The sequence below is a fragment of the Arthrobacter sp. SX1312 genome, assembly GCF_002929295.1.
GTDB lineage: Bacteria > Actinomycetota > Actinomycetes > Actinomycetales > Micrococcaceae > Arthrobacter_D.
This window is the reverse complement of sequence record NZ_PJIM01000001.1, coordinates 199617-220914: the sequence shown is the minus strand read 5'-3', so window position 1 is coordinate 220914 and position 21298 is coordinate 199617. Positions and strand designations below refer to the sequence as shown.

Annotated in this window: 21 protein-coding genes and 1 pseudogene; 6 read left to right on the top strand and 16 right to left on the bottom strand. The window is 66.9% G+C overall.

All coding sequences use genetic code 11. The features are described 5' to 3' along the window. Positions 1–150: 150 nt before the first annotated feature. The 6 genes from CXQ92_RS01020 to CXQ92_RS00995 all read right to left on the bottom strand — a co-directional run bounded on the left by CXQ92_RS01020 (position 151) and on the right by CXQ92_RS00995 (position 5649). Positions 151–495, bottom strand: coding sequence for a hypothetical protein (locus CXQ92_RS01020; RefSeq protein WP_146067341.1), 345 nt, complete (start codon positions 493–495; stop codon positions 151–153). 243 nt (positions 496–738) lie between these two features. Beyond that, positions 739–963: a DUF1508 domain-containing protein gene (locus tag CXQ92_RS01015; RefSeq protein ID WP_104164494.1), complete on the bottom strand. Its 225-nt coding sequence runs from the start codon at positions 961–963 to the stop codon at positions 739–741. Positions 964–1431: 468 nt separating this feature from the next. Further along, complete coding sequence (locus CXQ92_RS01010) at positions 1432–2535, bottom strand: zinc-binding dehydrogenase (RefSeq protein ID WP_104164492.1); 1104 nt, start codon at positions 2533–2535, stop codon at positions 1432–1434. Further along, positions 2532–3551: a Gfo/Idh/MocA family protein gene (locus tag CXQ92_RS01005; protein WP_104164490.1), complete on the bottom strand. Its 1020-nt coding sequence runs from the start codon at positions 3549–3551 to the stop codon at positions 2532–2534. The genes CXQ92_RS01010 and CXQ92_RS01005 overlap by 4 nt, the downstream gene beginning before the upstream one ends. Continuing rightward, positions 3548–4663, bottom strand: a complete 1116-nt coding sequence (locus CXQ92_RS01000; protein ID WP_258069635.1) for a glycosyltransferase — start codon at positions 4661–4663, stop codon at positions 3548–3550. Before CXQ92_RS01000 ends, CXQ92_RS01005 begins: the two co-directional genes overlap by 4 nt. A gap of 14 nt (positions 4664–4677) precedes the next feature. After that, entirely contained in the window at positions 4678–5649 is a 972-nt protein-coding gene (locus CXQ92_RS00995; RefSeq protein WP_104164486.1) for a glucosyl-3-phosphoglycerate synthase, read from the bottom strand. Positions 5650–5851: 202 nt separating this feature from the next. On the opposite strand from CXQ92_RS00995, the gene CXQ92_RS00990 reads away from it, so the two are divergent. After that, complete coding sequence (locus tag CXQ92_RS00990; RefSeq protein ID WP_104164484.1) at positions 5852–6535, top strand: histidine phosphatase family protein; 684 nt, start codon at positions 5852–5854, stop codon at positions 6533–6535. A gap of 125 nt (positions 6536–6660) precedes the next feature. On the opposite strand, the gene CXQ92_RS00985 is transcribed toward CXQ92_RS00990, so the two are convergent. The 6 genes and pseudogenes from CXQ92_RS00985 to nrdH all read right to left on the bottom strand — a co-directional run bounded on the left by CXQ92_RS00985 (position 6661) and on the right by nrdH (position 11738). Further along, the gene (locus tag CXQ92_RS00985) at positions 6661–6936 is read right to left on the bottom strand and encodes a hypothetical protein (protein ID WP_104164482.1); all 276 of its coding nucleotides are present in this window, start codon (positions 6934–6936) and stop codon (positions 6661–6663) included. Between the two features lie 258 nt (positions 6937–7194). Beyond that, positions 7195–7515: pseudogene (locus CXQ92_RS00980) on the bottom strand (alpha/beta hydrolase); the annotation flags it as partial. Positions 7516–7769: 254 nt separating this feature from the next. Next, positions 7770–8744, bottom strand: coding sequence for a class 1b ribonucleoside-diphosphate reductase subunit beta (gene nrdF / locus CXQ92_RS00975; protein WP_104164480.1), 975 nt, complete (start codon positions 8742–8744; stop codon positions 7770–7772). Between the two features lie 84 nt (positions 8745–8828). Next, complete coding sequence (nrdE, locus tag CXQ92_RS00970) at positions 8829–10988, bottom strand: class 1b ribonucleoside-diphosphate reductase subunit alpha (RefSeq protein WP_104164478.1); 2160 nt, start codon at positions 10986–10988, stop codon at positions 8829–8831. Continuing rightward, positions 10985–11455, bottom strand: a complete 471-nt coding sequence (gene nrdI / locus CXQ92_RS00965; protein WP_104164476.1) for a class Ib ribonucleoside-diphosphate reductase assembly flavoprotein NrdI — start codon at positions 11453–11455, stop codon at positions 10985–10987. The genes nrdE and nrdI overlap by 4 nt, the downstream gene beginning before the upstream one ends. A 37-nt stretch (positions 11456–11492) precedes the next feature. Further along, positions 11493–11738, bottom strand: coding sequence for a glutaredoxin-like protein NrdH (nrdH, locus tag CXQ92_RS00960; protein ID WP_104164474.1), 246 nt, complete (start codon positions 11736–11738; stop codon positions 11493–11495). 577 nt (positions 11739–12315) lie between these two features. On the opposite strand from nrdH, the gene CXQ92_RS00955 reads away from it, so the two are divergent. Next, positions 12316–13254 (top strand): LysR family transcriptional regulator, encoded by a 939-nt coding sequence (locus CXQ92_RS00955; protein ID WP_104164472.1) that lies wholly within the window; start codon positions 12316–12318, stop codon positions 13252–13254. On the opposite strand, the gene metE is transcribed toward CXQ92_RS00955, so the two are convergent. The 3 genes from metE to CXQ92_RS00940 all read right to left on the bottom strand — a co-directional run bounded on the left by metE (position 13251) and on the right by CXQ92_RS00940 (position 17921). Continuing rightward, a complete protein-coding gene (metE, locus tag CXQ92_RS00950; protein WP_104164470.1) occupies positions 13251–15575 on the bottom strand; it encodes a 5-methyltetrahydropteroyltriglutamate--homocysteine S-methyltransferase in 2325 nt (774 codons plus the stop codon). The genes CXQ92_RS00955 and metE overlap by 4 nt on opposite strands. Before the next feature lie 47 nt (positions 15576–15622). Continuing rightward, a complete protein-coding gene (locus CXQ92_RS00945) occupies positions 15623–16525 on the bottom strand; it encodes a methylenetetrahydrofolate reductase (protein WP_104164468.1) in 903 nt (300 codons plus the stop codon). 244 nt (positions 16526–16769) lie between these two features. After that, positions 16770–17921 (bottom strand): App1 family protein, encoded by a 1152-nt coding sequence (locus tag CXQ92_RS00940; RefSeq protein ID WP_104164466.1) that lies wholly within the window; start codon positions 17919–17921, stop codon positions 16770–16772. 157 nt (positions 17922–18078) lie between these two features. Between CXQ92_RS00940 and CXQ92_RS00935 the strand changes: the two genes are divergently transcribed. The 4 genes from CXQ92_RS00935 (at position 18079) to CXQ92_RS00920 (ending at position 20542) form a co-directional block, all read left to right on the top strand. Continuing rightward, positions 18079–18432: a hypothetical protein gene (locus tag CXQ92_RS00935; protein WP_104164464.1), complete on the top strand. Its 354-nt coding sequence runs from the start codon at positions 18079–18081 to the stop codon at positions 18430–18432. A 197-nt stretch (positions 18433–18629) separates the two neighbouring features. Continuing rightward, positions 18630–19007, top strand: a complete 378-nt coding sequence (locus tag CXQ92_RS00930) for a hypothetical protein (protein WP_104164462.1) — start codon at positions 18630–18632, stop codon at positions 19005–19007. Between the two features lie 33 nt (positions 19008–19040). Continuing rightward, positions 19041–19937, top strand: coding sequence for an HNH endonuclease (locus tag CXQ92_RS00925; RefSeq protein ID WP_104164460.1), 897 nt, complete (start codon positions 19041–19043; stop codon positions 19935–19937). Positions 19938–20065: 128 nt separating this feature from the next. Then, entirely contained in the window at positions 20066–20542 is a 477-nt protein-coding gene (locus CXQ92_RS00920) for a hypothetical protein (protein ID WP_146067340.1), read from the top strand. A gap of 59 nt (positions 20543–20601) precedes the next feature. Here CXQ92_RS00920 and CXQ92_RS00915 read toward each other — a convergent pair whose 3' ends face one another. Beyond that, the gene (locus CXQ92_RS00915; protein WP_146067339.1) at positions 20602–21264 is read right to left on the bottom strand and encodes a hypothetical protein; all 663 of its coding nucleotides are present in this window, start codon (positions 21262–21264) and stop codon (positions 20602–20604) included. Positions 21265–21298 lie beyond the last annotated feature (34 nt).

The following is a 21298-nucleotide window of genomic DNA, read 5'->3' as shown; positions in this document are numbered from 1 at the left end:
TCCTGCTCAACACCGAGGCCGCGTTAACCCTTCCGCCCGGGCACGGGACACGGAGACGAAACTCGAAGAGGCCGGTGGGATGCACGCCGTTCCCGGAATATCCCGGGAACGGCGCATCGCGTCATGCCCCTCCCGCCAACCCGACGGGGCTCAGGCGTTGGAGAGCTCGCAGTGATCGAGCCCTTGGAGCGCCGCAGGGTTTTCGAGTGCTGCCCGAGTGGTGCGCGCCCGGGACAGTAATCGGTCGAGTCTGTCCAGGTCCAGTACGGCGGCCGAGAGCATCCGTCGAGCATCGTCCTGATTGTAGGACTCCGTTTCAAGGTTCCGGAGCGCGTATTGAACCGTTTGGGCCAGCGTGATCCGTTCGTACTCCAATGACACCACGTGTCGCCGGGACGCCGGGAGGTCGGCAGGAATGTCCTCGCCCACATCGTCCTCGATATGGGCCGAGGAAAGTTCGACCTCACGGAAATGGAATTGTCCTGATGTTTTCATGATCCCTTTTTTCGCTATCAGTGGTTCGCCTGGACCCGGTATCCGCTGCTGACCCTGCTCGTGATCACCGCAACTCTTCAGATGCTCAGGTGCGTGCGATGACCGGCGTAACCCACCTGCCACAATCGCAGCCGCAGCCGCAGCCGCAGATCGACAATCTCAGGGGCGGCAGCAGTGAAGGTCCGAGCCTCGATGGTTGACGGATCATCCACAGGGGGGCCGATGGGCCCCGAAGGACAGATTTCAGGCGGCGCCAGGCTTCTCCACCACCGCATCATGAGGATTCGATGGGCAAAGGTCCGTGATCAAACCCGTTCCGGCGCACTCACGGATGGCATGGATCCCCTCGACGGCGGACGCCTTGTCGGAGAACTGCGCGGATACGGCTACGACTTCCCCGTCGGGAGCCTTCAACCTGAACACGAAGGAAGTGCCTTCGTCCTGAAAGAGCTCGAACGTTCCGGCCATGGCTGCCTCCTGTGGTCGCCCGGGCAGAAGGACCGCTCGGGCTCGTCATTTGATTCGGAGTGTCCCGGTGCATACCAGTCGGTACGGCAACGGGACAAGCCCCCAAATGTGACCCCAGCCACACGCTCTATATGGTAAAGGTCTCCTCCGGTACTCGCGAGTAACCACTGCCGAGGGTCTAGACGCCATGCCACAGGACGAGACACCACCAATACCCCGTCATCACTGTTCGTGGAACGTCCTGCTACCCCGTCTCGCAAGTAAGGGTGGTGGTTCGTGAGAGTGAGGTCGGTTGCAAGACGCTTCTCATTGCATGGTGATTCGCGTGGAGGAGTGGCATGGGCAATCTGATCGGAGTATGCGAGGTGTCCAGGGGCACCCGGGACACCGATCGCCAGGTCCGCCGATCTCATCGCGGCCGGTGTTCGCCACGACGACGTCCATTTCGATCAGGTTCCGTTCTCGTGTTCACAGGTATGCGGGGGCTACAGCAAAAACGGCAGTTAGAACATGCCTCTGGTGCTGGGAGACTTCGTGAATCAGCAGCGGTGCGTCGTCGTAGGGTACGACATCGGTGATCAGGTGCTTGCGGATAACGTCGCCGTGAGAGCGGAGTAGTTTGATGGTTTCGGCGGAGAGCCTGGCACGGTCCCATTGCCCCGCCAAGCCACGGGGAACCCGACCGATCTGTGCACACCGCAGGGTCAGCCCGTTGTGATGGAACTCCTCTCCCAGGCGGACCTCGTCCGCTCCGCCGGTGTAGAAGGCGAGGTCGATGACGCTGCCCTGGGGGCGGGTGGCCCGGAGGGCGGCATGGAGCGCTTGGGCGCGTCCGCGGCATTGGAAGACGACGTCCGCGCCCCGGTCGGCCGGGCCGTGGCGCCACCGTGTCTTCAACAGCCTCCCGGGATCATCCCCCAAGTCAAGGGCGGCGAAGCCCAGCTCTTCCGCGAGCCGCCGGCGGCGCGGGTCCGAGTCCGCGACGGCTATTTCACGTGCACCCAGGGACTGGGCGAAGAGGGCGGTCAGAAGCCCGATGGGGCCGGCACCGGTGACCAGCACCTGACGGCCCTCCACGCCGTCCGCAAGACTGCGAACCGGGCCACCTGTGGCCTCCGCTGCCGCGTGCAGCAGACCGTTGGCACAGATCGGGCCGAGGTGGGCCGCATAGACGCCGAGCAGCGGGTCAAGGTCCTCCCCCAGCGGCACCAAATGTTCGTTCAGCGGATCCGACACATGCGCGGTTGCATGCCCATAGGCGCCGGCGACGATATCTCCTTCCGAGAAGGCGTCGGTCCTCGATTCCACCACCCGGGCGACCTCCATGTAGCCAAGCCGTCGGACCGGGTATGCTGTGTCGGCCGAATCCGGCAGGAACAGTCCCAGTTCGGAATCCAGACGTGACCGCAGCCCCGGGTGGTCCCCTTTCACAAAGGCCAGTTCCGTGCCCGCGGACAGCCCGGTGACGAGGGTTTCGAGCAGCAATCCACCCTCAGGGAGTTCCGGCAGCTGCTCCTCGACGATTATCAGGGCACCGGCTGCCGGGATGACGAGGTTGCGGCGGCCGCTCATGGCACCGCTCCCTGAACAGCGGACCGCTCTCCGGACAACCTGACCGGCAGGCCGGTCCGGGCCGACTCGGCGATGGCGCAGCCGAGCCGGTGGGTGCGCAGGGCCTCGGCGTAGGGAACACGGGTGGCCTCCCGCTCACCACGGACGGCTTCGATGAATTCCCGGTCCACCGCCACGCGGGGGTCCTCCCCGCATGCCAGGTCCGTCCGGGACATGCCGTCGAAGCTGCTGAGGCCGGCTTCGGACACTTCAAGGTACAGGCCGCGGCTCACCGTATGTAGAGCGGCCCGGTGCTTGGCGGCCAGCACGGATGTCGCAGCCAGCGTGGCCACCGCTCCCGAGGCGAAGCGCAGCGTGGCCGCCGTGGCGTCGTCGACGTCGTCCGGTCCCAGGAAGGCCCCGTCTACCGCGCGCAGGTCGGCTTCCGGCGCACTCCGGATGCCGGCGGCGTAGACCTCGACGACTTCGCCGAGGAGGAAACGGGCAGTGTCCAGAACGTGGGTCAGCTGTTCCACCACCTGGCCTCCGGAGCGGTCGGACCGGCCCCACCACGGGACCGGGGGCCGCTTGTCCAGCCAATAGCCGCTGGCCAGCAGGGCCGGCGCCTCCGCCAGCAGGTCCCGGGCGTGCTCCATGACGTCCATACAGCGCCAGTGGTAACCGGTACCGGTGACCACACCGGCGGCCTCCACGAGCGCTGCGATTTCCTCCGCGGTTTCCCGGCCCAGGCCGACCGGCTTCTCCACGAACAGGGGCAAGTTCCGGGACAGCGCGGCACGCTCGCCCGAACCGTGGGCGAAGGGAGGAACGCACACGTAGACGGCGTCCGCATCCGTCAGGTCCAGGGCTGTATCGGGGCTCGTGAAGGCCTGTGCGCCCAGTTCTTGGGCCAGCCTCTCGGCCGTCGCCGGATGGGCATCGGTGACACTCGTGATCCGCGCGCCAAGCTGCCGCAGGTTGGAGACATGGCGCTGCCCTACCGACCCCGCGCCGACGAGAGCCACTCTTACGGTCATGACGCCTCCTCAAGAATCGTGTCGTACAGACGCAGGTATCCGGCGGCCATCGCCTCCGGCGTCCAGACGGACGCCGCCTCGATGCAGTCCTCGGCGCGGATACTGTCCAGTTCCTGCAGGAACCCTGCCAGCTCCGGTTCACCGGCGGCAAGGAACCCGGTACGGCCGTGCTGCACCAATGAGGGCAACACCCCCATCGGCGTGCCGACGACGGGAACGCCCCGTGATAGGGCCTCCACCACCCCTGTCGCCCCGGGCTCGGCCCATCGGTTGGGTGCCAGGAGTACCCGGGCGGAACGCAGAACGCGTTCTTTCACTTCACCACCGATACCCCCGATCCACCGGTACCTGTGTCCGTCGAGCAGAGGACGAACCTCGTCCTGGAAGTAGATGACGTCGGGGTGGGATGTCAGCTGGGCGTCGCCGGACGCGAGACGACGGTCCAGCTCAGCAGGATCATCAATGCCGGCAACCGGCCCGGCGAGTACCAGCGGCAAGCCCGCCTGCCGACAGATCCGCACGGCTGCATCCTGCCCCTTGTCCCGGGTGATGCGGGCCAGCACCAGGGCATGGTCTGCTTTGTCCGCCCGAACCTCAAGTGCCGGTGGGGCCGCAAGCGGGACGACACCGATGGTCTGGCGACGCAGTGCCTCCGGTGCGCGGTCCAGCTGGGACTGCGAGACAGCGGCGAACCGGACACGACCACGACCGTTGAAGGATTCGTAGAACGCGCCATGCTTCGCCAGGTCCCAGTGCAGGGTCTGCAGCACTGGGGGGGCCGCCGTGCCCATGGCGGCAAAGACCGCAGGTCCCACGACTTCGAGGTGATCATGGACAAGATCCCAGCTGCCGCCGTCGTGAATGGCCTGGACAATTCCCTGCATCTGGGCGTGCGCGATACCTGACACCTGGTTGTAGGGCCGGGCGATCGAGGCGAACTGCGGCCCGGCCAACGGGTGCAGATAGCTGTCGGCTTCGATCGTGCTGGTCCCGACGGCGGCCAAGGTGACATGCACACCGGACCGGCGCAGTTCGGGAATCAAGGTGGCGATGACCGTTTCGATGCCACCGTAGCCGGAGGGTGGGACGGGCAGCCACGGGCCGGCGTTCACGAGAATCCGCATCCTCAAGCCCGCCCGCCGGTCATGGACCAGTGCTGTCCGACGTCCAGCATGGGCGGTCGTTCGGACACCCCGACGACGGCGGTGTCACCGATGTAGTTGTCGCCGTCCCGGAGGAACTGGGTCAGCTCGGCGGTCCGGGGAGCCGCCGGCGCAAGCCCTCGCCGGTGCAGCCGCGACTGCACGGTGAGCTGAATCTGCATCGCCATCTTGGCTAGTTCGCCATCGGTCGAGTTGCGGTGGCGGCGTTCTCCAAGATCCACCTGCGCCATACCGTCCAGACCCACCGTTTCCAGCACATCGATCAGCATGCCGATCTCGACTCCGTAACCTGAGACGAAGGGTATGCATTCGAGCAGGCTGCGACGGCCTGCGTACTCTCCGGCCAGCGGTTGGACGACCCCGGCCAGCTCAGGCCAGAACAGATTCAGCAGGGGACGCGCCACGAGCTCGGTCACCCGGCCACCCCCGGCCGGCATGACCTTGACCCCATCATCGAGGGGTCGGTCGTAGCAGCTCTTGACGAAGTGAACCTGCGGATCGGTCAACAAAGGGCCGAGCAGACCAACCGCGAACTGCGCGTTGAAGCCCTCCAGGTCTGCATCGATGAACACGATGATGTCCCCCGAAGCGATCGCCAGGGACTTCCACAGCGCTTCGCCCTTGCCGGGGATGCATCCGGTGTCCGGCAGGATCCGGTCCTGATGGGCGACCGTGGCTCCAGCGGCCGCCGCTACCGCAGAGGTATCGTCCGTGGAATTCGAATCGATCACGATGATCTCATCCAGCAGCGGCAACTCCCCCATCAATTCGGTGCGCAACGGGGTGATGATCGCCCCGATTGTTGCTGCCTCGTTCTTCGCCGGAAGCACCACGCTGACCCGTTGACCTTGCTTGCGCGCCGCTAGTTCCTGCCGGTCGAACGCACTCCCTTGGAAGCTTCGGGTGGAATACCAATCCTGAACCTCTGCACGCATGTCGGCTTCCCTCTCGCCAAGCGTGCCGGTCGATGCCGGCCCAGCTATCGATAGGATCAGGTCGAAGCCTACGGTTCCGCCCGGTCCTTGGGAATAGATCAAAGCCGTATCGGTCCGGGACCGCAGACTTCCTCGACAGGGAAAACACGGACCCGGACCAGGGTCAAAAGCTCTTAGGAAACCAGCGGCAGGGGGAGAACTGATGCACCAGATACGGGCCGGCGGGACACGTCCACGCCTGGTGTTGTGGAGGCACGGCCAAACTGAATGGAACGTGCTGGAAAAAGCACAGGGCCACGCAGACATCCCACTCGATGCAACCGGGCGCCGCCAGGCACAGCGGGCCGCAAAGCTGCTGGCTACCTTCAAGCCCCGATTCATCTGGTCCAGCGATCTGGAACGCGCCCGGCATACCGCCGCCGAACTGGCCCGACTGACTGGTCTGGAACCTGTGTTCGACGAGCGGCTGCGCGAATACCACGTGGGCATCCGGCAAGGTACCACCTTCAGCGAGTTCCGGCAGCAGCACCCGGACGTTCATCGAAGGTTCTTCACCGAGGAAAACTACCGGGTACCTGGTGCCGAACTACCCTCGGAAGTGAACCAGCGGATGAAGACCGTGATGGTGGAGGCGGCCCTGGCCCTGCGCGACGGAGGCACCGGTGTGCTGGTGGGCCACGGGGCGGCCCTGCGCAGTGGGTTGATGGCCTTCTTCGACGCCCCGGCCCATATGCGCGAGATGTTCGCCGGCATGGCCAACTGCGCCTGGGCCGTACTGGAAGAACACCCCGACCGCGGCTGGCAGGTCATCGACTTCAACGCGCAGGCCCTGCCCGATACGTCGTCGACGCTGGCCGACGATATGCCAACCGAACACGATACATAGGACCAGACCGAATCAACTTCAGTAATGCATACAAACCGTGGAGGGAGCGTATGCAATGTCCGCTCCGTCCCTTGTGGCCCCGTGGTTCCTCCGCCCGCTTCTCGGGCTGGCGCAGGCACCTTTGGTTAGTGGTGGCCGGTCTTCGTTGTCCCGAACATCAGGGTTCGGCGTTGGACGTCGTAGTACACGGTCTCCGCCGACGAGAGCAGGTCCTGAAGATTATCGGCGTCATCGGCGTCGAGGGTCAGGACTTCCTCCCAGGCTCCCTGGTCGAGGACCAGTTGCAGGGTCCAGGATCCGGGCTGGCCTGGGTCGCCGGCTACCCAGCTGAATTGATAATGGCTGAGCTGGCGAACTTTGATGCTGTCATCGGTAACGGGCTGATTCAGGTTCTGTGCCATGGTAGGTCTCTCCTTGCACCACCCACCAGGATGGTGGGCGCTGTAGCCGGTTCGGACAGATACCGGGAGGACCCGTTCGCAGTGCTGCGGAAAGAATCGGGCTCACCGGATGCTCCCAAGGTAGTACCGCTATCAACGGCGGTAAACACTCGCACGATAAGAATGAGGAGACCCTTGACGCGTAGAAAGGGGTCAGGTGTCCGGCAGCTCGAGTCGCGCCCTGGGTGGGATGCGGCCCTTTCAGGGTGTACGTGCAGTTCAGTCGGTTCGGGAAGCCTCCGACCGGATCGCCTCGGCGAGCTCGCGGGGACGGCTCCACATGGGCCAGTGCCCCGTCGGGAGGTCGATGACGTCGAGGTGCTCGATGGTCGCGACTTCGGCGAACATGACATGGCCTGTACGGGCCAGCTCCAGCACCTGCGCGCTCGGGATCGAGCAGCACACCAGGGTGGTCCGGACCTTGCGGCGGGCATCGTTCGTGAGCTCGACGGGCTGACGAAGGACGGGGCCGGGCTCAGGGACGGCCCGGGCCCGGAAATGCTCGAGGACCTCTGCGCTCAGGCCCTCCAGGCTCGCCTGCGACTTTCTTTCCAATCGTCGTCGCTTCAAGTTGCCGACAGGGCCGTCGGACTCCATCCGCTTAAGAACTATCACGGCGAGGATTGAACGTGGACGGGAAGCCTAGTCAGAATACGTCCAACTTGGCTCTCCATCCAACCACGTGCGTACCTTACATTGACTGGCCACCTCGGTTGTCAATGAGCCAGCTATCTTGTCAACCCGAACAAATGAGTTGTCCAAAGGGACCAAGTAGCTTGTCCATCTACAACCGGTCAGAAATCCCAGTCCTCGTCCTCGGTGTTCACGGCCTTGCCGATCACGTACGAGGAGCCCGAGCCCGAGAAAAAGTCATGGTTCTCGTCGGCGTTCGGGGACAACGCCGAGAGGATCGCCGGGTTCACGTCGGTCACGGAGGACGGGAACATCGCCTCGTAGCCCAGGTTCATGAGCGCCTTATTGGCGTTGTAGTGCAGGAACTTCTTGACGTCCTCGGCCAGGCCGACGGAATCGTAGAGATCGTGCGTGTACTGGACCTCGTTCTCGTACAGCTCGAACAGCAGCTCGAACGTGTAGTCCTTGAGCTCCTGGCGGCGCTCCGGCGTCGCGCTCTCCAGCCCGCGCTGGTACTTGTAGCCGATGTAGTACCCGTGCACGGCCTCGTCACGGATGATGAGGCGGATGAGGTCCGCCGTGTTCGTGAGCTTGGCGCGCGAGGACCAGTACATCGGCAGGTAGAAGCCGGAGTAGAACAGGAAGGACTCGAGCAGCGTCGAGGCCACCTTGCGCTTCAGGGGATCGTCGCCGCGGTAGTAGTCCGTGACGATGTGCGCCTTGCGCTGCAGGTTCACGTTCTCCGTGGACCAGCGGAACGCCTCGTCGATCTCCTTGGTGGAGGCCAGCGTGGAGAAGATCGAGGAGTAGCTCTTGGCGTGCACCGACTCCATGAACGCGATGTTCGTGAGGACGGCCTCCTCGTGCGGGGTCAGGGCATCCGGGATGAGGCTGACCGCGCCGACCGTCGCCTGCACGGTGTCGAGCAGGGTGAGGCCGGTGAAGACGCGCATGGTGAGCTGCTGCTCCTCCGGCGTCAGGGTGGCCCACGACTGCACGTCGTTGGACAGCGGCACCTTCTCGGGCAGCCAGAAGTTGTTCACCAGGCGGTTCCAGACATCCACGTCCTTGTCGTCCTGGATACGGTTCCAGTTGATGGCCTGGACCTGGTCTACGAGCTTCAGCTTCTCGCTCATGGTGTCTTCCTTGTCTGCGTGGGTACTGCCTGGTGTGCCGGAAGCCAGGCCGGGCATACCGCCCGGCCTGGCCAATTCAGTTGCCTAGAGCATGCATGAGACGCAGCCCTCTACCTCGGTCCCTTCCAGCGCGAGCTGGCGGAGACGGATGTAGTAGACGGTCTTGATGCCCTTGCGCCAGGCGTAGATCTGCGACTTGTTGATCTCACGCGTGGTGGCGGTGTCCTTGAAGAACAGCGTCAGGGACAGGCCCTGGTCCACGTGCTGCGTCGCAGCGGCGTAGGTGTCGATGATCTTCTCGTAGCCGATCTCGTACGCGTCCTGGTAGTACTCCAGGTTGTCGTTGGTGAGGTACGGCGCCGGGTAGTACACGCGGCCCAGCTTGCCTTCCTTGCGGATCTCGATCTTCGACGCCACCGGGTGGATGGAGGACGTCGAGTTGTTGATATACGAGATCGAGCCGGTCGGCGGGACGGCCTGCAGGTTCTGGTTGTAGATGCCGTGCTCCATGACCGAGGCCTTCAGCGCACGCCAATCCTCCTGCGTGGGGATGCGCACGTCGGCGAACAGCTCACGCACGCGCGGCGTCGCCGGCTCCCACACCTGATCGGTGTACTTGTCGAAGAACTCGCCGCTGGCGTACTTGGACTTCTCGAAGCCGGCGAACGCACGCCCGGTCTCGATGGCCATCAGGTTCGACGCCCGGATGCAGTGGTACACCACGGAGTAGAAGTAGATGTTCGTGAAGTCCAGGCCCTCCTCCGAACCGTAGTGGACGCGCTCACGGGCCAGGTAGCCGTGCAGGTTCATCTGGCCGAGGCCGATGGCGTGCGAGGCGTCGTTGCCCTTGGCGATCGAGGGCACCGAGCCGATGTGGCTCATGTCCGAAACGGCCGAGAGGGTGCGGATCGCGGTCTCGATGGTCCGGCCGAAATCGGGCGAGTCCATGGTCTTCGCGATGTTCAGCGACCCCAGGTTGCAGGAGATGTCCTTGCCCACCTGGTCGTAGGACAGGTCCTCGTTGTACGTGGTGGGCTCGGAGACCTGGAGGATCTCGGAGCACAGATTGGACATGATGATCTTGCCGTCGATCGGGTTGGCCCGATTCACGGTGTCCTCGAACATGATGTACGGGTAGCCGGACTCGAACTGGATCTCCGCGAGGGTCTGGAAGAACTCACGGGCCTTGATCTTGGTCTTCTTGATCCGGGCGTCGTCCACCATCTCGTAGTACTTCTCGGTGACCGAGATGTCGGAGAACGGCATGCCGTAGACCTTCTCGACGTCGTACGGCGAGAACAGGTACATGTCCTCGTCGCGCTTGGCGAGCTCGAAGGTGATGTCGGGGACCACGACGCCGAGGGACAGCGTCTTGATGCGGATCTTCTCGTCCGCGTTCTCACGCTTGGTGTCGAGGAAGCGGTTGATGTCCGGGTGGTGGGCGTGCAGGTACACCGCGCCGGCGCCCTGGCGGGCACCGAGCTGGTTGGCGTAGGAGAAGCTGTCCTCGAGGAGCTTCATCACAGGGATGACGCCGGAGGACTGGTTCTCGATCTGCTTGATCGGCGCGCCGACCTCGCGGATGTTGGTGAGGGCGAACGCGACGCCGCCGCCGCGCTTGGAGAGCTGCAAGGCCGAGTTGATGGACCGGCCGATCGACTCCATGTTGTCCTCGATGCGCAGGAGGAAGCAGGAGACGAGCTCGCCGCGCTGGCGCTTGCCGGCGTTGAGGAACGTGGGGGTGGCGGGCTGGAAGCGACCGTCGATGATCTCGTCGACCATCTGCTCGGCGAGGGCCTCGTTGCCGCGGGCGAGGTGCAGGGCGACCATGCACACGCGGTCCTCGTAGCGCTCGAGGTACCGCTTGCCGTCGAACGTCTTCAGTGTGTACGAGGTGTAGTACTTGAAGGCGCCGAGGAAGGTCTCGAAGCGGAACTTCTTCGCGTACGCACGCTTGAAGAGGTCGCGGATGAAGTTCATCGTGTACTGGTGGAGCGTCTCGCGCTCGTAGTACTCGTTCTTCACGAGGTAGTCGAGCTTCTCCTCGAGGTCGTGGAAGAAGACCGTGTTGTTGTTCACGTGCTGCAGGAAGTACTGGTGCGCAGCCTCGCGATCGGCGTCGAACTGGATCTCGCCGTTCGGCCCGTACAGGTTGAGCATGGCGTTCAGCTCGTGATAGCCCATGTCCTTGAAGCGGTCCACTGCGGCTGCGGGAGCACCCGCCTCTGTCTCTGCAACACTCATGTCCAAAACTCTTCCAATCCTTTGGTTACCCGGTCCACGTCCTCGGACGTGCCCATGACTTCAAATCTGTAGAGAACGGGGACGTTGCACTTGGCGGCGACGATGTCGGCGGCAAGGCAGTAGGTCTCACCGAAATTGGTGTTACCGGCCCCGATCACCCCCCTCAGGAGGCTGCGGTTCTGCTGGTTGTTCAGGAACTTCACGACCTGGCGGGGTACCGCACCATTGCCGGTGGTCCCGCCGTAGGTGGGAAGGACCAGGACGTACGGCCGGGCTGCCCGCAGCGTGGGCTCCTTGGTGAGCAGCGGCATGCGGGCGGCCCGGACCCCCAGCTTCTTCACGAAGCGGTGGGTGTTGTCCGAGACGGACGAGAAGTAGATCAGCGGCGCATCGGTGAGGGGTCCCTCGGCGTCCCCGGCAGCAGCCGGTTCAGCGGGGGCGGCTCGGTTGTCCGCGATGGTGACCATCTCAGGATGCCTCGCCGGCGATCCCCGAAGGGACCGGTCAGGCGACCGAGCTGACGGCGGCGTCGGCCAGCAGGTTGATCTTGTCGGGGCGGAAGCCGGACCAGTGGTCGTTGTCCGTGATGACCACGGGGGCCTGCATGTACCCCATGGAGCGCACGCGCTCGAGGGCGGCCGGGTCCTGCGAGATGTCGACGCTCTGGTAGGCGATGCCCTTCTTGTCCAGAGCGCGATAGGTGGCGTTGCACTGTACGCAAGCCGGCTTCGTGTACACCGTGACGGTCATGTCCTGGTCCCCTTTTCTCTACTACTGATACGAGATTCATCGATGAAACAGCTGCCGCGTCATGAGCGGCGCGCGACCCCGGAAGGGGAAGAAATCCGGGGATTCCCGCGTCTGGCAAACCCATGCCGTCCAGCGGCTGTTTCTGTCCTTCGATACTACATCTAGTGCAGGCCCGTGGTGCCAACCCCTAGATGATGTATTACAAGTATGTCATTCGGAGGGGTCGTAGTCCACACGATGTCCACAGATCAGCGCCCAGCGGAACCCCGGGAATCAGCCGATCCGCGGCCTCGCGGGGGCGTCGTCCACAGCTCTGTGGAGGACTTCCGCACAGGCAGAAAAACTTCGTGTCGCGTTCCTCCCGGCGTGTCGCGGTCCTCGCTGCGCCCCTCCCTCTCGAGCACCCGGTGGGTGCGCACCAGTGGCGGGTTCCGCCGTCGGACACCCGCCATATCTGCGCAATGGACCACAGGGGCTCCGGCCCGCGGCGCCCGTCCCCATCGGAGGCTCGCGGGTAAGCTCGACAGGACCCGTGCCGGCTACGGCCCGGTCCGGACCACGGGATGGAGAGTGCTGGATGGTCAACCCGATCCACCTGCGGACGCTGCTCGAGGTGATCCGCCACGGATCCTTCAGCGGTGCGGCCACCAGCCTCGGCTACACGGCGTCGGCGGTGTCACAGCAGATGTCCGCACTGGAACGCGACACCGGTGCCGCCCTGTTCACCCGCTCGGCCCGCAGCGCCGTCCCCACCGACGCCGCCGTCGCCATGTCCCGGCACGCGGCGAAGGTCCTCACGGACATCGACGCGCTGCTCGCCTCGACCGCCCGCGCCGGGTCGGGACCGGCGCACGAGCTCCGGCTCGGCATCTTCCCCAGCCTGGCCACGTTCGCGCTGCCGAGGCTGCTCCGCATGCCCGAGTGGCAGCGCCTCGGGGTGTCGTTGCGCCTGTTCGTCGGGGAGCCCGCCCATGCCATCCAGGGGCTGCGTACGGGAGGGGACCTCGACCTCGCGCTCGTCTACCAGGTGGGCCAGGCGGGGCTCGCCTGGCCGTCGACCCTCAGCCGCCAGTGGATCGGCGACGACGACTTCCGTGTCATCCTGCCCGCGAGCTGGGGCATCCGTAGCGGAGCCCGGGTCAGCGCCGACCAGCTGGCCGACATGCCGTGGATCATGCACCACCCCGGCACGGCGGACGCCACGGTGATCGAACGGCTGTTCGCCAGCTGCAACCTCCACCCGCGCATCAGCGCGTACTGCGACGACTTCAACGCCAGCCTCGAACTCACCGCGGCGGGCCTGGGGGCCGCCCTCGTGCCGGAGCTCGCGATGGTCAACCGGCCCGAGGGAATCGTGGCACTGGACGTGCCCGAGATCAGGCTCGCCCGCAGCATCTTCGCGCTCCGCACCGGTGATGCCGACGACGCCCGGGTGCGGCTCTTCCTGGACCACCTGGCCGAGATCCTCCGCAGCCAGAGCATCGCGCCCCGGCACACGACGTCGGACCGCACCTAACCGGCCGGAGCCTCCACGGACGCCCGCACAGCCCGCGCGGCCTCGACCAGGTTCCGCAGTGACTCCTCCGTCTCCCGATACCCGCGCGTCTTGAGCCCGCAGTCGGGGTTCACCCACAGCTGCGCCGCCGGCACATGCCGGACGGCGCGCTCCAGGAGGGCCCGGATCTCCTCGACCGACGGCACGCGCGGCGAGTGGATGTCGTAGACCCCGGGCCCCACACCCCGCCCGAACCCGTGCTCCTCGAGATCGTGCACCACCTCCATCCGCGAGCGCGCGGCCTCGAGCGAGGTCACGTCGGCGTCCAGCCCGTCGATGGCAGCCAGGACGCTGCCGAACTCCGAGTAGCACAGATGCGTGTGGATCTGCGTAGCCGGTGCCGCGGAGGCCGTCGCCAGGGTGAAGGCACGTACCGACCACGCGAGGTACGCGGCCTGGTCCGCCCGGCGGAGGGGGAGCAGTTCGCGCAGTGCCGGCTCGTCGACCTGGATGATGCGGGTCCCGGCCCGCTCGAGGTCCTCCACCTCGTCGCGGAGCGCGAGCGCCACCTGGTTCGCGGTGTCGGCGAGCGGCTGGTCGTTGCGGACGAAGGACCACGCGAGGATGGTCACCGGTCCGGTCAGCATGCCCTTGACCGGCCTGTCGGTGAGGGACTGCGCGAAGGCCGTCCAGGGCACGGTGACGGGCGCGGGCCTGCTGACGTCCCCCCAGAGCAGTGACGGGCGCGTGCACCGTGAGCCGTAGGACTGCACCCAGCCGTGCCGGGTGACGTCGAAGCCGTCCAGGTGCTCGGCGAAGTACTGCACCATGTCGTTGCGCTCGGCCTCCCCGTGCACCAGCACGTCGAAGCCCAGGTCCTCCTGCAGGGTCACGACGCGCCGGATCTCGTCCTGCAGGGCAGCCTCGTACTGCTCCCCCGACAACGCCCCCCGTGCGGCCTGTGCCCGCGCCGAGCGGATCTCCGCGGTCTGTGGGAAGGAGCCGATCGTCGTCGTCGGCAGGACCGGCAGATCCAGCGCGGCCTGCTGCGCCGTGCGCCGCTCCCCGACGTCGCCCCGGACGAAGTCCGACGGCGTGAGGGCCGCGGTCCGCGCGCGGACGGCCGGGGCCTCGACGCCGGGCGCGGTCCGCCGCCCGGCGAGGACCCGGGCGGCGGCCGCGATCTCGCCGTCGATGCTGCCCGGGTGTGCGACGTGCCCTGCCAGGAGGGCGACCTCCTGGATCTTCTGGTCGGCGAAGGCCAGCCACGAGCGTAGCTGCGGGTCCAGCGCCTGCTCGATGCCGGCGTCGTGCGGTACATGCTGGAGGGAGGTCGAGGTCGTGACGGACAGGGCGACGCCGTCGTTCCTCAGGGCGTCGAGCACTCCGCACGCCGCGGCGAGGTCGGCCTTCCAGACGTTGTGGCCGTCGACCACGCCCGCCACGAGCGTCCTGCCACGCAGCAGGCCGATGTCCTCGGCCGGGGGGACGGCACCCTTGACGAGGTCGAGGTGCACGGCGTCGACCCCGGCGGCGGCGAGGGGTGCGAGCCGGGTCCCGAGGGAGCCGTAGGGGGCGGCGACGAAGAGCGCCGGCCGGTCCGCGCCGTCCGTGAGGTGACCGTACGCGTCCCGGACGGCCGCCTCGATCCGCTTCTCGGGCACCACCGTGTCCGCGACGAGGCCGGGCTCGTCGAACTGCACCCAGCGCACGCCCCGGTCCGCCAACCGGCGCAGGAGCTCCCGGTACAGGGGCAGCACGTCGTGGAGCCGGTCCAGCGGGATGAAGGCGGGGTCCTCGCCGTCGTCCGCCTTGCTCAGCAGCAGGAACGTCACCGGGCCGATCAGCGTGGGCCGGATCCGGTATCCGGCCCCGGCCGCCTCGTCGACGTCGCGCAGCACGGTCCCCGGGGACAAGGTGAAGGGCGTGGCCGTCCCGATCTCCGGCACGAGGTAGTGGTAGTTGGTGTCGAACCATTTCGTCATCTCGAGCGGTGGGCGCGTCGCGTCGCCCCGCGCGAGGGTGAAGTAGGCGTCGAGGTCCAGGGCGCCGTCGTCGTCCGGCAGGTCCGCGAACCGCTCCGGCACGGCACCGAGCACGACGGCGGTGTCCAGCACCTGGTCGTAGAGCGAGAACGACGCCGGGATGGAGCAGTCGTGCGGGTTGAGCCCGAGCTCCGTCAGGCGTGCGTAGGTCGAGGCGCGGATACGCCGCGCCTCACCCTCGAGGGACTCCCGGTCGGTCTGCCCGGACCAGTAGGCGTCGAGGGCCTTCTTCAGCTCGCGACGCGGTCCGATGCGCGGGTAGCCGAGGATGGTGCTGTGCGGGAACGGTGTGGGCACGTCGGTCTCCTGGTGGCGGCGGAGGGGCGGGGTACGTGGACGCCGCGCTAGAGGGATGCGGCCAGTCCGGCCTGGGGCGGTCGTTCCAGCTCGAGCGCGTCGAGGACATCGAGGGCTGCGGCATGCTCGTTGAAGGTGTAGAGGTGGAGGCCGGGGGCGCCGTCGTCCAGTGCCGCCCGGGCGAGTTCGACGGTGGCCGCGACACCCACCCGACGGCGCTCGCCGTCGGAGCCGGCGGCTGCCAGCCGGGACCGCAGGGCGTCATCGACGTCGACGCCGGCAAGGCCGCTCAGCCTTTCCAGCCGGCGGGTGCTCGTCAGCGGCATGACGCCGGGGATGATCGGGATCGTGACCCCGGCGCGGCGGGCACGGGTCACGAGCCGCGAGTAGTCGGAGGGCTGGAAGAACACCTGGGTGATCGCGAAGTCGGCACCGGCGGCCTCCTTCGCCAGCAGTACCTCGATGTCCTGCTCCAGGTTCGGCGATTCCGGGTGGCGTGTCGCATACGCCGCGACGCCGACCGAGATGCGGCCGGCCGCGAGCTGGGCGGTCCGCCGGGCCTCGACATCGCGGATGAGCCGGACGAGCCCATCGGCGTGCTCCACCTCGTCCTCGTCGGGTCCGTAGCCATCCGGCATGTCCCCGCGCAGCGCGAGGATGCCCCGCACTCCGCCGCCGATCATCCGGTCGACGATCTCGGTGAGCTCCTCACGGCTGGTCCCGACGCACGTGAGATGGGCGAGCGGCTTCAGCGTGGTCTCCGTGAGCAGGCGCCGCAGGAGGGTGAACGCGGCGTCCCTGTTGCGTCCCGCTGCGCCGTACGTCACGGAGACGAAATCGGGCTGCGTGTCCTCGAGGCGGCGGATGGTCGTCCAGAGGGAGTCCTCCGCGACGGGGTTCCGCGGTGGGTACAGCTCGTAGGAGAGAGCCGGATACGCGGGTGCTGACATGGGATCCTTTTCGTACGTGCCACCGCGCCGCCTGCTGCGGCGGAGGGCGGGAGAAGGTGCAGGGACATGACGGTGACGAATCATCGTGATACTGCGTACGAATGTCAGGCCCACATGGGGGCACCCACACTTCCTTGCGGAAGTCGCTGACCCGCTACCCTCGGTAGCTAGGCGCCCACGCTACGACAGAGCGGTGGTGCCATCAAGACTCCTGGCCTTCATGACGAACTGCGGCGCCGCCCGGTCAGTCCGACTCCCCCGCGATGTCGCCCTCCTCGGGCACGTCGGCGGTACGCACCGTGTGCTCGATGATGCCCATCTCCTCGAGGCGGGCGGACATGCCGGCGCCGTCGGGGGCGTAGATCCACGGGATGCCCGGGGTCGGCTGCACGCCGGTCTTCGAGCGGCCACCTGCGAGCACTGCCTCGCTCACGGAGAGCTGCCGGATCGCGATGGCCCGCACGTTCTCGGGATGGCGGCGGGCGAATTCGGCGTAAATCGCCTCGTCGTGCTGACCGTCGTCGCCCACGAGCAGCCACTTCATCTCGGGGAATTCCTCGGCCAGCCGCTCGAGGGAGAGCCGCTTGTGCTCCTGCCCGCTGCGGAACCAGCGGTCGCGCGTCGGCCCCCAGTCGGTGAGCAGCTTCGGCCCTGCCGGGTAGAGGTTCCGGGAGAGGAACCGCGACAGCGTCGGCGCAACGTTCCAGGCCCCGGTGGAGAGATACAGCACGGGAGCCGACGGGACCGTGCGCACGATGCGCTCGTAGAGCACGGCCATGCCGGGGGTGGGCGTCCGCGCGTGCTCGTCCAGCACGAAGGTGTTCCACGCGGCGAGGAACGGTCGGGGCAGCGCCGTCACCATGACGGTGTCGTCGATGTCGGACACGACGCCGAACTCCGTCCCGTCCTCGACGATCCGCACGGGGGCCTCCGCCGCCCTGGAGCCGCCCGTCTGGAGGGTGATGTTGTGCCAGCCGGCGGCGAGGTTCACCGGGATCCGCGCGTCCACCACGCCGCCGCGGTCCGCCTCGACGTCGTGCACCGTGTCACCGATGGTGACGTGTACGACGGCGTGCGCCACCGGCGCGCTCGTGAAGTTGCGCCAGCCGCGCATGCCGTCCTGCAGCGGCTTCAGGCGGCCCTCGTCCGACCCAGGGACGGCGTCCCTCGGATCGCTGAGGACAACGCGCGCCAGGACGCGCACCCACGACGTCGAGCCGTAACCCGTGTAGGGGATGACGGTTTCCATTCGTCCACGGCGGATCGCCCGCCGGGTCTGGAAACGGAGCCAGGCGTCGTCGAGGCGCATGGCGACATGACGCTCCTCGCCGGCGGGGGTCATGGCACGGTCCGGGCTGGTGGAGCGCGCGTGCGGTTTCAGGGGATGTGGGCGCATGGTCCCAGTCTGGCACGACCCACCGCGACGGACGAGCGGAGTCCGCACAGATCACGGGCGGCTAACAACTTCGTATTTCGGATCGGCCGGTCTTGTCGGTGGAGGCGGCGACTGGGACGCTTGGACTTCGATACAGCCAACGATCAGCGGGGACGTCATGGCAGTGGAACGGGATCAGGCGAGCGTGCGCTTCAAGGAAGACCCTGTGCTGCGGAGCTGGGCCACCGAGGCGGAACAGGACCCCGAGACGACGGCGATCGACCTCGCCCATGCCATCCTGTTCGGCCGGGCCCAGTCGGCTCTCGAAGCCGTCGCGGCGGGCGGCGTGGGCCTCACGGCCGATCACGCGCGCGCCCTCCACTTCGCCAATGAGATGGCGGAGTTGCGGCAGTACGGACCGCTGATCGCCGTCGACGGCGGGCTTCCCGTCCTCGCACCGGGCGTGCGCGAGGTGATCAACAGCTTCGACGGCATGATGCTCTGGCAGGATCAGCCGCGGTGGGAGCTGTGACGCCCCCGCTCCCCTGACGGGCGCGACGCCACCTGCTTCGGTTGTTCACCCATCCGTGCCCCAGGCGGCGTCGAACATCCTCCAGTCCGCGCGCCTGCGCGACCGACCGCCCGCGTGGCCCACACCCCGAAACTCGGCGGCAGTACCTCGCGCGTGGTGACGCTGTGGTTCCGGGGGTCTGCCGAATGGATACGAACATGATGCAGCGGTGTGACTCCCGAGGGGCGGCGGACCGCAGGACGGGCCGATTCTCGCTCGACGTCCTCCCGCACATGCTCCACCTGCGCTGGACACCACGCATCGCCATCGATCGGAACGACATCGCCGGCGTCGGATCCGCCATCGCCATGTCCGGCTCGCCCACCCTGCCGCTGCTGGTGGAGGTGACGAAACTGAAGGAGATCACGTGGGAGGCGAGGACGGCGATCCTCTCCCACGAGTTCCCCGCCCGGGTCGCCGTGCTCGGGACCGACGCCGTCGACCTCGTGCTCACCGCGTTCCTGGTGAAGGCCCGCACCGATGCTCGCTTCTTCACCGAGTGGGAGGAAGCCGAGAGATGGGTGCTTCGAGGCTGAACCGCGAGGGCGGGTATCTGTCACACTCGTGCCATGGTGGCAGTGATCATTCCCTGGAACCCGGATGAGCCCCAATGGGACGGGCCGTACGTAGCCGACATCGATGCCGTGCGCCGGGACGGCGTGGTCCGGCAGCGCTGGACCCTCCCCGCACTCCTCGCCTCGTCGCACGCTGCCGCACCGCCCACCGCCCCCTCACGCGGCATGGACGTGTGGCTGGTGATCCTTACCGGTCCCCCGGCCGGGCAGGGCCTCATCGGCCACGGCACCCTCGCCGCCGTCGGCGAATCAGAGCCGGAGGATGAGCCGACGACACCAGCGCAGATCGAGTTCGACGCCCTTCTCCCCCACGGCGATCAGCTGGCCTTGACGCGGCTCGTGGAACTCGCACCCGGCGTCCTGGCCGCCGACGGCAGACCGATCGTGATCGAGGGGACGGACGAGGCAGCGCTGCGTACGGCCTGGAGAGAGGCGTTCACCCCCGACGCCGGCTCACTCGATCCGGCCCCTGGTTCCCTGCCGCCGGCGGCCGGCAAGCGGGTGCACGTCAACCGGTTCGAGCACGACCCGGATGTGCGGAGGACGGTCGTCGCCCACCGGGGTTCCGCCTGCCATGCGTGCGGCCTCGACTTCGAACAGAGGTACGGCCTCGACGGCAGCGACCTGATCCAGATGCATCACATCACCCCGCCGGAGTACGTCGACGCCGACTACGCCGTCGATCCGCTCGTCGACCTCGTTCCGCTGTGTCCCAACTGCCATGTGGTTGCCCACAGCCGATGGCCCCGCCCCTATGGTGCCGGTGAGCTCCGGGGGATGCTCGCCCGGAGCGGCTTCCTGCGCGGAGCGGCCCTGACCGACGAGCAGCTTGCCGCGGAGTCGGGCGCGGCGCGCATCCTGGATGCGTCGTCGGGCCCGGACGCTCCGTGACGCCGCGCTCCTGTCGCTGTCCCCGCCGAGGGTTCGACCACCTGGATCCCGGCGACGCGCGTGGACGCCGGACACCGCGTGACCAGTGCCCTGGGCTACATGTCTCCGGTGCACCCTGGTCTCGTGTCATGGGGAATCGACTTGCTGTGGGCGTGGTGGCCGCGACCGTCCTGCTGATCGGAGGATGCACGGCAGAACCCGGCACCACAGGGTCACCTCCCGCTCCCGAAGCGACGGACTCGCTGCAACAGTCGATCGCCGAGTCCGAGATCCGGGGAGGACTCCCCGCGGAAGCGATCATCGGAGAGCAACCTCCCCGCTCCCCGGGCTCCGCCTACCCCTTCCCGAGGGCTGGGTGGCTCGACGGCGGCGACACGTTCGCGATCGTCCTTGTGGGCAGCGGGAGTTGCCCCGCCTTCCCTTCATCGATCGAGGTCGTCGGTCCTCACACCGTGAAGGTGGGCATCGACCGCCACGAGGCGACGGTGTGCTCAGCCGACATGTCGCCACGGACCTACGTCATCAGTACCCCCACGGAGATCGACAGGACTCAGGACGTCACTCTTACGTACGGTGAGGCGGTTGTGACACTGCCCGCCCTCTAGTCGACGATGCGATTCTGTCCCAGCGAAGGACCCCCGTCCCGAACCGGGGCATATTAGGTTCAGAAGTCCTCGGAGGGAACCATGTCCGATTCGCGGATCAGGTGGGAGTCCAGGTCTTCGGCTGCAAGGATTCTGCCGGCGGTGGGTAGGTCGCAGCCGACGATGAGGCTTCGTGCGTACAGGTCCTGGCCGACGCACCACTGCAGATCTCCTGGCCACCAGTACGTGGGAACGCGGCCCGTGTCCGTAGTCGGTACAACCACAGAGCCCTCGGCATCGATGAGGACGCCCGAGTACAGCGCCATCTCCCGTCGGGATGGTGAGAACTCGATGATCGGCGGAGCGCTTCCTTCGGCGTAGCCGGTCCAGCTCGCGAAGTAGTGTCGGCCCTCGTCCACGTGGAGCTCGCGGATCAGGGCTCCTGCGAGGCTTGGATGAGGATCACCCATCGCAGGTTCTGCGTTGCCGGCGGGAAGAACGGCGTCAGGGTGGGCCTTCAGCTCGTCCCACTGCATCCAGGGGCTCGGTTCGAGGCCGTTGCGTTCCATGATGTCCGACCACCTGATGACCGAACCGTCATCGATGGCGACAGGGTTGAGGACGCGCACGTAGCGCTCATAGCCTGGCGGGACGACGGAGGTGACCAGATGTCCGATGCGGTCGAGCGAAGCGGCCAGCGGCTCGGCGACCCGACGATCCACCTCATGGTGAAGAGAACACATTGCAGCCCTTCTGTCAGCGTCACCCTACCGTTCG

Coding starts and splice junctions, on each gene's coding strand:
- CXQ92_RS01020 (WP_146067341.1), bottom strand. CDS start 495: ATGAAAACATCAGGACAATTCCATTTCCGTGAGGTCGAACTTTCCTCG.
- CXQ92_RS01015 (WP_104164494.1), bottom strand. CDS start 963: ATGGCCGGAACGTTCGAGCTCTTTCAGGACGAAGGCACTTCCTTCGTG.
- CXQ92_RS01010 (WP_104164492.1), bottom strand. CDS start 2,535: ATGAGCGGCCGCCGCAACCTCGTCATCCCGGCAGCCGGTGCCCTGATA.
- CXQ92_RS01005 (WP_104164490.1), bottom strand. CDS start 3,551: ATGACCGTAAGAGTGGCTCTCGTCGGCGCGGGGTCGGTAGGGCAGCGC.
- CXQ92_RS00995 (WP_104164486.1), bottom strand. CDS start 5,649: ATGCGTGCAGAGGTTCAGGATTGGTATTCCACCCGAAGCTTCCAAGGG.
- CXQ92_RS00990 (WP_104164484.1), top strand. CDS start 5,852: ATGCACCAGATACGGGCCGGCGGGACACGTCCACGCCTGGTGTTGTGG.
- CXQ92_RS00985 (WP_104164482.1), bottom strand. CDS start 6,936: ATGGCACAGAACCTGAATCAGCCCGTTACCGATGACAGCATCAAAGTT.
- nrdF (WP_104164480.1), bottom strand. CDS start 8,744: ATGAGCGAGAAGCTGAAGCTCGTAGACCAGGTCCAGGCCATCAACTGG.
- nrdE (WP_104164478.1), bottom strand. CDS start 10,988: ATGAGTGTTGCAGAGACAGAGGCGGGTGCTCCCGCAGCCGCAGTGGAC.
- nrdI (WP_104164476.1), bottom strand. CDS start 11,455: ATGGTCACCATCGCGGACAACCGAGCCGCCCCCGCTGAACCGGCTGCT.
- nrdH (WP_104164474.1), bottom strand. CDS start 11,738: ATGACCGTCACGGTGTACACGAAGCCGGCTTGCGTACAGTGCAACGCC.
- CXQ92_RS00955 (WP_104164472.1), top strand. CDS start 12,316: ATGGTCAACCCGATCCACCTGCGGACGCTGCTCGAGGTGATCCGCCAC.
- CXQ92_RS00945 (WP_104164468.1), bottom strand. CDS start 16,525: ATGTCAGCACCCGCGTATCCGGCTCTCTCCTACGAGCTGTACCCACCG.
- CXQ92_RS00940 (WP_104164466.1), bottom strand. CDS start 17,921: ATGCGCCCACATCCCCTGAAACCGCACGCGCGCTCCACCAGCCCGGAC.
- CXQ92_RS00935 (WP_104164464.1), top strand. CDS start 18,079: ATGGCAGTGGAACGGGATCAGGCGAGCGTGCGCTTCAAGGAAGACCCT.
- CXQ92_RS00930 (WP_104164462.1), top strand. CDS start 18,630: ATGATGCAGCGGTGTGACTCCCGAGGGGCGGCGGACCGCAGGACGGGC.
- CXQ92_RS00925 (WP_104164460.1), top strand. CDS start 19,041: ATGGTGGCAGTGATCATTCCCTGGAACCCGGATGAGCCCCAATGGGAC.
- CXQ92_RS00920 (WP_146067340.1), top strand. CDS start 20,066: ATGGGGAATCGACTTGCTGTGGGCGTGGTGGCCGCGACCGTCCTGCTG.
- CXQ92_RS00915 (WP_146067339.1), bottom strand. CDS start 21,264: ATGTGTTCTCTTCACCATGAGGTGGATCGTCGGGTCGCCGAGCCGCTG.